This is a genomic window from Rhizobacter sp. P3_B12 (assembly GCF_056402895.1).
The window spans coordinates 1-11,600 of the sequence record NZ_JBFUGN010000100.1 but is presented as its reverse complement, the minus strand read 5'-3'; the positions used below and the strand labels follow the sequence as shown (position 1 = coordinate 11,600).

General features: G+C 71.2%; 13 protein-coding genes and 1 pseudogene. 4 read left to right on the top strand and 10 right to left on the bottom strand.

Annotated elements, in window-relative coordinates; all coding sequences use genetic code 11:
- Positions 1-511, bottom strand: a 511-nt coding sequence (locus AC1D01_RS08350; protein WP_477865587.1) for a GAF domain-containing protein, incomplete at its 3' end; no start/stop codon positions are given.
- Positions 512-661: 150 nt separating this feature from the next.
- On the opposite strand from AC1D01_RS08350, the gene AC1D01_RS08345 reads away from it, so the two are divergent.
- The gene (locus AC1D01_RS08345; RefSeq protein ID WP_477865586.1) at positions 662-1,663 is read left to right on the top strand and encodes a Bug family tripartite tricarboxylate transporter substrate binding protein; all 1,002 of its coding nucleotides are present in this window, start codon (positions 662-664) and stop codon (positions 1,661-1,663) included.
- A gap of 28 nt (positions 1,664-1,691) precedes the next feature.
- Positions 1,692-2,078 (top strand): GtrA family protein, encoded by a 387-nt coding sequence (locus AC1D01_RS08340; protein WP_477865585.1) that lies wholly within the window; start codon positions 1,692-1,694, stop codon positions 2,076-2,078.
- Positions 2,079-2,108: 30 nt separating this feature from the next.
- Here AC1D01_RS08340 and AC1D01_RS08335 read toward each other — a convergent pair whose 3' ends face one another.
- From AC1D01_RS08335 to AC1D01_RS08325, 3 genes are read right to left on the bottom strand one after another with little or no spacing between them, the layout of a single operon-like run.
- Entirely contained in the window at positions 2,109-2,951 is an 843-nt protein-coding gene (locus AC1D01_RS08335; RefSeq protein ID WP_477865584.1) for a ChbG/HpnK family deacetylase, read from the bottom strand.
- Positions 2,948-3,937 carry a glycosyltransferase family 2 protein gene (locus AC1D01_RS08330; protein WP_477865583.1) on the bottom strand — a complete coding sequence of 330 codons (990 nt, stop codon included), beginning with the start codon at positions 3,935-3,937 and terminating at the stop codon, positions 2,948-2,950. The genes AC1D01_RS08335 and AC1D01_RS08330 overlap by 4 nt, the downstream gene beginning before the upstream one ends.
- 46 nt (positions 3,938-3,983) lie before the next feature.
- Positions 3,984-4,370, bottom strand: coding sequence for a hypothetical protein (locus tag AC1D01_RS08325; RefSeq protein ID WP_477865582.1), 387 nt, complete (start codon positions 4,368-4,370; stop codon positions 3,984-3,986).
- Positions 4,371-4,480: 110 nt separating this feature from the next.
- On the opposite strand from AC1D01_RS08325, the gene AC1D01_RS08320 reads away from it, so the two are divergent.
- Positions 4,481-6,163, top strand: a complete 1,683-nt coding sequence (locus AC1D01_RS08320; RefSeq protein WP_477865581.1) for a SulP family inorganic anion transporter — start codon at positions 4,481-4,483, stop codon at positions 6,161-6,163.
- Positions 6,164-6,234: 71 nt separating this feature from the next.
- Here AC1D01_RS08320 and AC1D01_RS08315 read toward each other — a convergent pair whose 3' ends face one another.
- From AC1D01_RS08315 to AC1D01_RS08290, 6 genes are read right to left on the bottom strand one after another with little or no spacing between them, the layout of a single operon-like run.
- On the bottom strand, positions 6,235-6,810 hold the full coding sequence (locus AC1D01_RS08315) for a GNAT family N-acetyltransferase (protein WP_477865580.1): 576 nt from the start codon (positions 6,808-6,810) through the stop codon (positions 6,235-6,237).
- A gap of 40 nt (positions 6,811-6,850) precedes the next feature.
- Positions 6,851-9,247, bottom strand: coding sequence for a glycoside hydrolase family 3 N-terminal domain-containing protein (locus tag AC1D01_RS08310; protein ID WP_477865579.1), 2,397 nt, complete (start codon positions 9,245-9,247; stop codon positions 6,851-6,853).
- Entirely contained in the window at positions 9,244-9,726 is a 483-nt protein-coding gene (locus AC1D01_RS08305) for a GNAT family N-acetyltransferase (protein WP_477865578.1), read from the bottom strand. The genes AC1D01_RS08310 and AC1D01_RS08305 overlap by 4 nt, the downstream gene beginning before the upstream one ends.
- Positions 9,727-9,764: 38 nt before the next feature.
- Entirely contained in the window at positions 9,765-9,986 is a 222-nt protein-coding gene (locus tag AC1D01_RS08300) for a DUF167 domain-containing protein (RefSeq protein ID WP_477865577.1), read from the bottom strand.
- On the bottom strand, positions 9,983-10,384 hold the full coding sequence (locus AC1D01_RS08295; RefSeq protein ID WP_477865576.1) for a PDZ domain-containing protein: 402 nt from the start codon (positions 10,382-10,384) through the stop codon (positions 9,983-9,985). The genes AC1D01_RS08300 and AC1D01_RS08295 overlap by 4 nt, the downstream gene beginning before the upstream one ends.
- Positions 10,385-10,397: 13 nt before the next feature.
- A complete protein-coding gene (locus tag AC1D01_RS08290; RefSeq protein ID WP_477865575.1) occupies positions 10,398-10,913 on the bottom strand; it encodes a hypothetical protein in 516 nt (171 codons plus the stop codon).
- Positions 10,914-11,133: 220 nt separating this feature from the next.
- On the opposite strand from AC1D01_RS08290, the pseudogene AC1D01_RS08285 reads away from it, so the two are divergent.
- Positions 11,134-11,600: pseudogene (locus AC1D01_RS08285) on the top strand (hypothetical protein); the annotation flags it as partial.

Sequence of the window (11,600 nt, the reverse complement as noted above, 5' to 3'; positions counted from 1 at the left end):
GCGGCTGCAGCCGCTCGACCAGGGCCTGGTCGAAGCCATCCGGCCGGTTCGCGAGGCCGACCATGCCGAGCATCTCGCCGCCGTGGAACAGCGGCACGCCAAGGAAGGAGCGCATCGCCGGATGGCCGGGCGGCAGACCGCCGCGCCGCGGGTCGACGTCGGGGTCGTTGCTGATGACCGGCGCGCCGCTGGTGATGGCGGCACCGAACAGCGTGCGCATGTTGTGGAACTCGATCGTGTGCTCCGGGCCGCCCTGCATGTGGCGCTCGTACAGCGCGCGTGTCGCGTCGTCCCACGAGATGTCGGTCAGCACGTAGAAGCGCAGGTAGGGCGCGCCGTCGCCATCGTGCAGCACCTCGGCGATGAAGCCGTACTCGCAGGCGGTGCTCTCGAGCAGGTCGGTCAGCAGCGGCGCCAGCATCTCGCGCGGCGGCGCGGCGCGGATGTAGCGCGACTGGACCCGGGCGATGATCGCGCCGAGGTCGTCGGCAGGCGGAAACGGTGGGGGCACGGTCGTCGGTTCCGGTGGGCACGAGAGCGTGCTGGATGCAGGTGAATCGTGGCACAGCGCCCGGGTGGTGAGAAGTAGGGCGAGCGCGGGTACGGGGTGGCGTTGCGCTGCCGCACACTGGGCCCATCCCTCGAGAAGACCGGAGTTCCCATGACCTGTCCGACACGCCGCCAGGTGCTCGCCACCGCAACGGCCGCCGCCACTGCCGCCCTGACCTTTCCCGTGCGCGCCCAGGGCGCCTGGCCGACCAAGCCGGTGCGCATCGTCGTGCCGTTCGCGCCGGGCGGCACCACCGACATCCTGGCGCGTGCGCTCGCGCCCGAGCTGAGCCGGGCGTTCGGCCAGCAGTTCATCGTCGACAACAAGCCGGGGGCCGGCGGCAACGTCGGTGCCGAGCAGGTGGCGAAGTCGCCGCCGGACGGCTACACGCTGCTGATGGGCACGGTCGGCACGCACGGCATCAACCAGTCGCTGTACCCGAAGCTGCCGTTCGACCCGATCAAGGATTTCGCGCCGGTCACGCTGGTGGCCGGCGTGCCCAACGTGCTGGTGGTGAACCCGGCCAAGGCCGAGGCCGCGGGGATCCACAGCGTGGCCGACCTGATCCGCTATGCGAAGGCGCACCCGGGCAAGCTGAACATGGCGTCCAGCGGCAACGGCACCTCGATCCACCTGAGCGGCGAGCTGTTCAAGAGCATGACCGGCACCTTCATGCTGCACTTCCCGTACCGCGGCTCGTCGCCGGCGCTGCTCGACCTGATCGGCGGCACGATGGACCTGATGTTCGACAACCTGCCGTCGGCGATGCCGCAGATCAAGGCCGGCAAGCTGAAGGCGCTGGCCGTCACCAGCGCGCAGCGCAGCGCCGCGCTGCCCGACGTGCCGACGGTCGCCGAGGCCGGGCCGGTGAAGGGCTTCGATGCGAGCTCGTGGTTCGGGCTGCTGGCACCGGCCGGCACGCCGGCGGAGATCGTCAACCGGGTGCAGCAGGAAAGCGCCAAGGCGCTCGGCACGCCGGCGCTCAAGGAGCGGCTGCTGGCGCAGGGCGCGATCCCGAGCGGCATGCCGCCGGCGGAGTTCGCGGCGTACATCGCGGCCGAGACGAAGAAATGGGCGCAGGTGGTGAAGGTGTCGGGCGCGAAAGTCGACTGAGGTCGCTGGTGGGGTTTAATGCGCGGCCATGGCCGCCTCGCTGACCGATCTGTTCGCCCGCTTCCTTCGCTACGGCCTGGTGGGTGTGCTCGCGACCGCGGCGCACTATGCGCTGCTGGCCGCGCTGGTGGAGTGGATGCATCTGCCGGCCTGGATCGCATCCGGGCTCGGTGCGGCGCTCGGCGCGCAGGTCGCGTTCTTCGGCAACCGGCGCTTCACGTTCGATCACCGCGGCGCGCTCGGGCCGGCCTGGCTGAAGTTCCAAGGGACGGCGCTGATCGGGGCGCTGGTCGGCATGGCGATCGTCGCGAGTGGTGTTGCACTGGGGTGGCACTACCTGCTGGCGCAGGTCGTCGCGACACTTGCCGGGCTGGTTCTGACCTTCCTGATCAACCGGCGCTGGACATTCTCGTAGCCCGGGTGACAACCCGGGTTCTCACCCGGGCTACGGAACGGTGATGCCGCGCTGCCAGACCCGCCCGAGCTTGACGTTCGCCGCCGCCMGGTCGTCGGCGAACGCCCCGCTTTCCAGGTAGGCCAGCTCGCGCTGCCGCGCCGCGGCGATCGCGTCGCTGGCCGACTGCGCATCGATCTCGCCCGGGTGGCAGAACACCAGCCCGCCGGAATCCGGCAACGCGCGCAGCCAGCGCTGCATCCAGCCGCGGTAGTCGGTGTCGACGAAGTCGTAGACGCCGAGCAGCGCCGGGTTGTGCAGCCAGCCGCGGCGCAGCAGCTCGCGGTGCAGCCGGCGCCCGCCGGTGCCGGCGATCAGCTGGCGCTTGATGGCGAAGCCCGGCCCGGGCAGCACCCCGGTGTCACGCACCGCCGGCGCCGGCAGCAGCTGGCCGATGCCGTGCAGCAGCAGCTCGCGCACCTGCGGCAGGTGGTGCACATGCTGGTGGCCGTCGATGGTCTGCGGCACGCGGCCGGTCGCGTCGGTGAAGGCGGCCAGCTGCGCCTGCCATTCGGCGCGCAGCGCGTCGACCGGCAGCCGGCGCAGGTGGGCCTGCACGATCAGCGTGGGCAGCGGCGGCAGCACCGGCCACACGCGCGCCAGCTCGGCGCTCAGCGGCAGCCCCTCGGTCAGGTTGAAGTGCAGGCCGCACTCGACGCTGTCGGGCAGGTCGGCCAGCAACGGCGCACTGGCCCGCCAGGCATCGCCGGTCGTGATGCACGACACCACGGTCAGGCGCTGCGCATGCGCCAGCCGTGCGATGCCGCGCGAGACCGACAGCCACAGCCCGAAGTCGTCGGCACACAGGCCGAGGGTGCGCGGCGCGCCGGTCATCGGGATTCCGTCTCCGCCAGGCCCTGGCCGGCCTCGCTCGCCACCAGGTAGATCGGGCGGCGCTTGACCTCGTCGAAGATGCGGCCGACGTACTCGCCGAGGATGCCGATCGACAGCAGCTGCACGCCGCTGAAGAACATCAGGCTGCACACCAGCGTGGCCCAGCCCGGCACGTCGTGGCCGTAGATGAAGTGCTGGGCGATCACGAGCAGCCCGAAGCCCATGCCGCCGAACGCGATCAGCGCGCCGAGCGCGCTCCACAGCCGCAGCGGCACGTTCGAGAACGCGGTGACGCCGGTCAGCGCGAGCCGCACCAGGCTGCGCATCGAGAAGCTGCTGGTGCCGGCATGCCGTTCGGCCGGCGTGTAGTCGATGATCTCGGTGCGGAACCCGACCCACGCGTACAGCCCCTTCATGAAGCGGTTGCGCTCGGGCAGCGACTTCAGCGCATCGACCACGCGCCGGTCCATCAGCCTGAAATCGCCGGCATCCACCGGGATGTGCACCGAGTGCTTCGTGTTGACGAGCCGGTAGAAGGCCCAGGTGCCCAGCCGCTTGGACCAGGTCTCGTCGGCGCGCGAGGCGCGCGCGGCGCACACCATGTCGGCCCCGCCGACCCAGGCCTGCACCATGCGGTCGATCAGGTCGACCGGGTGCTGCAGGTCGGAATCCATCAGCACGACGACCTCGCCGCGCGCCAGGTCGATGCCGGCGGTCAGCGCCTGTTCCTTGCCGAAGTTGCGCGACAGCCGCACATAGCGCACGCCGGGCGTCGAGAGGAAGGGCGCGACCGCGAGCGCGGTGCCGTCGGTGCTGCCGTCGTCGACGATGACGACCTCCCAGCGGTCGGTGAGCCCGGCCAGGTGCGCGCTCAATTGCGGCAGCAGCACCGGCAGGTTGGCGGCCTCGTTGTAGGCCGGCATCACGCAGCTGATGGCGGGGCGGGTCGGTCGCGGGGTGGCGGGGGAGTCGACTGTCGAACGCATGGGTGGGCTGTTCACCGAAACAGCCCGCGACTTTACGCCGGGAAACTCAGCGTTTGCGTCCGGAGGGGACGGCAGCCACGAGTTCGGGGTAGTGCGCGAGCAGCGCCTGCAGCTGCGAGCGGGCCTGGTCGGCCGTCGGCGGCAGCGGTGCCTGGCCCAGCTTGATGCGCTCGATCCGGCCGGCCATCTCCTCGAGCTGGTCGAGTGCGTGGCGGGCGTCGTCGTCCAGCTCGCCGGCCGGCAGCCGCTTCGCCAGGCCCAGCACCAGGTCGCTGAGCACGCCGATCTGCTTGCCGTACGACGCCACCTCGCGCAGCACGCGCAGCTCGGTCTCGTCGTTGCCGGCACGGGCCAGCAGCGAGGGGTGGATGTCCTGCACGACCGAGCCGCTGAACGGCCAGTTGAACTGCGGGTTGAAGTTGAGCCACCACATGGTCGTCGCCTCCCTGGCCGCGGTCGCAGCCTCGCCCGGCGAGTGTTGGGCCGGCACCCGCCGAAGGCAATCAGCTGCCTTGGGGATTGCACTCGACGGACAATCGCCGCATGCGTTTCACCCCCTGGCGCCTGGATTGGCGCGCCTACCGTCGCGAGGCCCTGCGCGACGACCTGGTCGCCGCCTTCGTCATCAGCGTGCTGCTGATCCCCCAGAGCCTGGCCTATGCGCTGCTCGCCGGGCTGCCGGCGCAGGTCGGGCTGTATGCGAGCCTGCTGCCGCTGGTGGCGTATGCGGCGCTCGGCTCCAGCCCGGTGCTCGGCGTCGGGCCGGCCGCGGTGCTCGCACTGATGATCGCGCAGGCGATCGGCCAGGCGCCGGCCGGCACCCCGGCGCCCGTGGTCGCGCTGGTGCTGGCGGCCGAGGTCGGGCTGCTGCTGCTGGCGGCGGCCTGGCTGCGGCTCGATGCGCTGGCCGCGCTGCTCAGCGTGCCGGTGCTGCACGGCTTCGAGACCGGCGCAACGCTGTCGATCGCGCTCAGCCAGCTGCCGGTGCTGCTCGGCTCGTCGGCGCGCGGTGCCGACGCGGTGCAGGTGCTGCACAGCTGGTGGCAGGCAGTGCGGCCGTGGGCACCGATGACAGCGGCCTACGGCCTGGGCGCGGTCGCGCTGCTGTGGTTCACGCGCCGCCATGCGCAGCCCTGGCTGGCCGCGCGGCTGGGCCGGCCGCGCGCGGTGCTGATCGGCCGGCTGGTGCCGCTGGCGGTGCTGGTCGGCGCGATGGCGATCGCGATGCTGAGCCGCGCCGACCAGCACGGCGTGACGCTGGTCGGCGCGCTGCCGACGCTGTCGCCCACGTTCGCGCTGCCGCTGCTCGACGCCGCGCTGTGGTGGGGGCTGCTGYCGCAGTCGCTGCTGATCGCGCTGGTCACCTACGTCAGCAGCCTGGTCGTCGCCGAATCGCTGGCACGCCGGCTCGGCCAGCGGGTGGATCCGCGGCGCGAACTGGCGGGGTTGGGCGCGGCCAACGTGGCCGCGGCGCTGACGGGCGGCATGCCGGTCAGCGCGAGCTTCYCGCGCAGCATCGTCAGCCTGGAGGCCGGCAGCCGCACCCGCATGGCGGGCGTGTTCACCGCGGTGCTGATGGTGCTGGCGATGCTGCTGCTGGCGCAGCCGCTCGGCTGGCTGCCGACGCCGGTGCTGGCCGCGACCATCCTGGTGGCGGTGCTGTCGGGCCTGGCGCTCGGGCCGTTCCGCGAGGCCTGGCACTACGCGCGCAGCGAATGGGTGGTGATGGTCGCGGTGGCCGCGCTGATGCTGCTGTTCGGCGCCGGCTGGTCGCTCGGCCTGGGCGTCGCGGCGTCGATCGCGCTGCTGCTGCAGCGCACCGCGCGGCCGCACGTGGCACTGATCGGCCGCGTGCCGGGCACCGAGCACTACCGCAACATCGACCGCTACCAAGTGGAGCTGACGCCGGGCGTGCTGGCACTGCGCATCGACGAGAGCCTGCTGTTCACCAACGCCCGCCAACTGGAGGACGTGGTCGCGCAGCACCTGGCGACTCACCCGGACACGCGCCGCGTGCTGCTGCAGATGGCGCCGGTGAACCGCATCGACCTCAGCGGCCTGGAGGCGCTGCGCGCGCTGCAGGACATGCTGGCCGCACGCGGCATGCGGCTGGACCTGTCGGAGGTGAAGGGGCCGGTGATGGACGGGCTGCGGGCGGGTGGCTGGCAGCAGTGGTTCAAGGGGGAGGTGTTCCTGAGCGTGCACCAGGGGGTGACGAACCCGTAGCTCGGATGCCAATCCGGGGACCGTCCTTCACTTTCGCCGCCGCTCCCGGATTGCGCTTCGCTCCATCCGGGCTACGAATCCAGCACCACCACCCGCTGCTCGCGCCGCAGCAGCGAGAACTGCACCAGGTCCTGCGCCTGCCCGCCCCACCAGCCGGCCTCGCGCAGCAGGCCTTCGCGCACGAAGCCGAGCCGCTCCACCAGCTTCAGCGACGCGACGTTGTCCGGATGCACCTGCGCCTCGACCCGGTTGAGCTGCATCTGCACGAAGCCGAAGCCCAGCACCGCGAGCAGCGTCTCGTGCATGTAGCCCTGGCCCCAGGCCTCGCGCGCGAGTTCGTAGCCGACCATGCAGGCGCGCCAGTGGCGGTTCCAGCGGAACATCCCGCAGGTGCCGATCAGCCGGCCGTCGTCGCGCCGCTCGATGCCCCAGCGGATGCCCGGGTTGGCCAGCGTGCGCGCCGTCGCCCAGCCCTCGATCACCTTCTGCGCCGCCTGCTCGTCGGGCAAGGGCTCGGTGCCGAACCAGCGCATCGCATCGGCATCCGAATGGATCGCGAACAGCACCGGCGCATCCGCCAGCGAGGTCTCGCGCAGCAGCAGCCGCTGCGTCTCGAGGACAGGGAAATGGCTCGACGGCTCGGACATGGCGGACCTGCAACAACGGTTCGCCGAGTCTACGTCTGCTTCACCCTTGCATCTGACAGACGACCCGGCTCTCCATGCGCCAGTCGCGCCCCAGCGTGCGCACCGCGCCGGTGACCTGCACGCGGGTGCGCAGCCGGATGTCGGCACTCGACGCACCGACCTGCAGCTCGAACTCGCCGGGCTCGACGATGCGTGCGCCGGCCGCGCCGGTGAAGTTCAGCATGTCGACCGGCAGGTGGAAACTGACGCGCGCCGATTGGCCCGGCGCGAGCGCCACGCGGGCGAAGCCCTTCAGCTCCTTGACCGGCCGCACCGCCGAGGCCAGCACGTCCCGCACGTACAGCTGCGGCACCTCGACGCCGGCGCGCGCGCCGGKGTTGGTGATGCGGCACGACAGCGCAATCTCGCCGCGCTCGATGTCGACCTGCGGCTGCGCGAGCTGCAGCTCGTCGTAGGCGAACGCCGTGTACGACAGCCCGTGGCCGAACGGATGGCGGCTGCCGAAATGCAGCGCGATCGGCGTGCCGGCGCTCTTCAGCTTGTGGTTGTAGAAGTACGGCATCGCGCCGGCGCTCTTCGGCACCGACAGCGTCAGCCGGCCCGACGGCTCGACCGCGCCGCTCAGCACCTCGGCGATCGCGGTGCCGCCTTCCTGGCCGCCGGCGAAGGCCATCACCAGCGCGGCCAGCTCCTGCTCGCGCCCGCCGAGCGTGTAGGGCCGCCCGCCGGTCAGCACGACGATGGTCGGCGTGCCGGTGTCGAGCACCGCATCGAGCAGCGCCTGCTGCACGCCGGGCAGCGCGAGCGAATCGGCGTCCGAGCCCTCGCCGACGGTGCCGGTCTGGAACAGGCCCGCGAGATCGCCGACGCAGACGATCGCGACATCGGCAGCCTTCGCGCGGGCCGCCGCCTCGGCAATGCCGTCGCGGCGCTGCGAGACGCGCGAGACCCGCTCGCCGTTCACCGCCTCGGCGACGTCGCCGGGGAAGACCGGCGCGCCGGCGCTGCGCTCCTCGAGGATCGGGCAGCCTTGCGCGTAGCGCACGTTCGCGTCGCCGAACACCGCCTTCAGCGCAGCCAGCGGCGTGACGACCTGCGAGGCGCCTTCGGCCTGGTCGTTGATCTGATCGTTGAGGATGAGGTGCACCGGGAAGCTGTAGCCGCCAAGCAGCGCCAGCGGGTCGTCTGCCGTCGGCCCGATCACCGCGATGCGCCGGCCGGCGCGCGCCTCCAGCGGCAGCACGCCGTCGTTGTGCAGCACGACGACCGATTGCCGCGCCACCTCGCGCGCGAGCGCGATCGTTTCGGGCTGCTGCAATGCGATGGCGGCGACGTCGGTATACGGCCGCTCGAACAGGCCGAGCCGGATTTTCTCGGTCAGCACGCGGGCGACGATCTCGTCGATCTTCTGCATCGTGATCAGGCCGCGCTCCAAGGCCACGCGCAGCTGCGGCGCGCAGTCGTCGCCGGGCAGCTCGATGTCGAGCCCGGCATTGAACGCTTGCGCCGCCGCCTCGGCGCGGTCGGCGGCCACGCCATGGTGCTGGTAGAGCAGGCTGATGCCGACGTAGTCGGCGACGACCAGCCCGTCGAAGCCCCACTGGCGGCGCAGCACCTCGGTCAGCAGGTGCTGCGAGGCATGCGACGGCTCGCCGTCGATGTCGTGGTACGCCGGCATCACCGAGCCGGCGTTCGCCTGCTTCACCGCCATCTCGAACGGCAGCAGGAACACGTCGTTCAGCTCGCGCCAGCCGAGGCTCACCGGCGCGTGGTTGCGCGCGCCCTCGCTGGCCGAGTGGCCGGCGTAGTGCTTCAGCGTGGCGAGCAGGTCGCGGCGCGGCCCCTGCAGCCCGCGCACATAGCGCGTGGCCAGCACGCCGACGAGGTAGGGGTCCTCGCCGAAGGTCTCTTCGGTGCGGCCCCAGCGCACGTCGCGCGAGACGTCGAGCACCGGCGCCAGCCCCTGGTGGCAGCCGACGCTGCGCGCCTCGCGGCCGATCGCCTGCGCCACCTGCTCGACCAGCTCGGGGTTCCAGGTCGCGCCATACGACAGCGCCGACGGGAACAGCGTCGCGCCGCGACCCATCAGCCCGACCAGGCACTCCTCGTGCGACAGCGCCGGGATGCCGAGCCGGGTCTCCTCGACGAGGAATTTCTGCAGCCGGTTCAGCGCACGCACGCCGCTGGCCGCGTCGACGCTGTGGCTGCCGAGCGGGCGCGAGATCTGGCCCAGGCCATGGCGCAGGCCGTGCCGCACCGTGTCGGCGTCGCTGCCGCCGGTGAAGCTGTCCATGCGCGGCCGATGGTTGCCGTCCTCGGACAGCACCAGCCAGAAGGCGTGCAGCTGCGCGATCTTCTCGTCGAGCGTCATGCGCGCGAGCAGGTCGGCCACGCGTTCGGGGACCGGGCGGGCCGGGTCTTGATAGGGATGGGTCATGGGTTTGTCTCGGATCTGTTCTGGGAAACGTCGAGCGCCTTCGCCAGGCACACCGACTGCGTGCGCCCGGCGTAGTGGCCGAAGTTGGGGATGCGCGCATAGCCGCGCGATTCGTAGAAGCGAACGGCCCGCTCGTTGACGACACGGGTCGACAGCCACAGGGCGTGGTAGCCGAGGGCAGACGCCTCGGCTTCCAGGAAGGCGAGCAGCGCCGAGCCGACGCCGCGGGTGCCAGGCAGGGCGTACATGCGCTTCAGTTCGGCGATGCCCGGTTGCAGCGGCCGCAGCGCCCCGCAGCCGAGCGGCCGCGACTGCGCGTCGCGCGCGACAGCGAAGCGCGCCAGCGGATGGCGCACGTCGTCCGGATCGAACGAGGAGCGACCCGGGTCGCCGGTGATCGCGGCGAGCGTGTCGGAGAGTTCGTCCATCAGCGCCCGCGCATCGGGCGATCCGGGGTCTTCGGCAGTGATGGTCAGCATGGCGACATCGAGGAAAACTGCGCGACACCGCAAGCTCGTCACTCGAACTGCACCAGCTTCATCCGGCCGGACGCCCCGCTCTTGATCTGCACCTGCGATTTGCGCAAGCCGAAATGTTCGGCGATCAGCGCGATCAGTTCCTGATTGGCCTTGCCATCTATCGGGGGCGATTTGAGGTGGGCGAGCCAGCTGCCGTCCGGCTGGGCCTCGAGCTGGCGCAGGCGCGCGTTCGGCTTGACCCTGACCTGCAGCGTCGTCACCGGGCCGGTGCCGCGGGGGCGGGCTTCGCGACCGCGACCAGCGTCACCTCGTAGGCCTTGCCGTCCGGCCGCTTCAGCGCAAGGCGCAAGGACTGGCCGACCGTCTTGTGCATCACCGGCTCCAGCTCGCGGGCCTTGCGCCCGGCGATCGTCAGGCCGTCGGCGGCGATCACCTGGTCGCCGACCGCGACGCCCTTCTGCGCGGCCGGCGACGCAGGCGCCACGCGCGAGATCGTCACGCTCTGCAGCTTCGGGTTCCACGGCATGCCGCCGTCGGTCTTCACCGAGATGCCGATGCCGTAGTAGCCGACCGGCGGCGCGTCGGCCGCGTGGGCCGCGTCGACGACCGGCAGGCACAGCGCAACCGCGGTGGCCGCGAGCAGCAGGTGCCGTCTCATCCGAGCCCCTCTCTCAGCTGGCGGCGCGCGGCATGGCCGGGATCTCGCACGTCGCGGCGGCGCCCAGTCCCTTCAGGAACGCACGGCGCACGGTGCCGGCGGCGATGGCGGCGGCGACATCGCGCGAATAGCGCTCGGCAYCGCTGAGCTTGCGGATCCAGCCGCGGAACGGCACCACGCCTTCGGCAGCGCTGCGCAGGTTGCCGACTGCCATGCCGCTGGCGGTGCCGGCGCCGCGCTCGATCAGGCTCGGGTTGCTGGACGACGGCGGCGTGTCGAGATCGGGGCCGAGCACCGCGTCGAGGGATTGCACCTCGGCGACCAGCGCCGTGCAGCCGGCCGGCGACGGCACCGCGTACGGCGCCTTCTGCGCGGCCTGCAGCGGTGCGGGGATGTCGGTGCGGATCAGGTTCAGGTCGTTCAGCGGGGTGACCATCGCCTCGCCGGCCTGCGTGAGCGTCTGGCGCGGGGCGTCGGAGGCGCAGGCGGTGAGGGCGAGCGCGAGGCAGGTGAGGGCGAGTTTGGTCATGGGGTGGCAGTCTAGTGGGGAACGGCACGATCCAGAGCAGGTGCTACAAAGCCGGCATCCCCCAGATGATGGATGCCGTTGACGGTGGTTGACGATTCCCCTCTTGGCGGGCTCGCAGGCGAGGCACAGAATTCGCCGCATTGCAGCGTCGGCGACGCTCCATGGCAGTTCCGAAGTAGCAGTGCATCGCCCGCCCGCTGTGAATCTGGAATTCAGAGACATGAACAAACCTCGCCCCGTACTCGCCCCTCCGAAGCACGCCCGCTCGGCAGAACTGTTCGAAGGCACAGCCACCTCGGACCTATTGGCGTCGACTCACACGCGCGAACTCGTCATCGCCCTGTGCGGCCCCATCGGCTCACCTGTCCATGAAGTCGCCGCAAAACTGCAGGACATGCTCAAGACGGCATTCGGTTACGCATCCTGCAAGGTCATCAAGCTGAGCGGCTTCATCGAGGACCACGCGAGGAAGGCCAGCAGGTCCATCGATCAAAGACCAGACCGTCGCAGGCACGCCCTGATCAGCCTCGGCGACGAGATGCGGCAAAGGTACGGGCATGGCGTGTTGGCAGAACTCGCCGTCCATGAAATCCGGATCGACAGGGAGTTGGAGGGAAAAGATCCCACGAGCGGCCAGTACGTGCCCCGTCGGGTGTGCCACATCATCGACTCGATCAAGAACCAGGA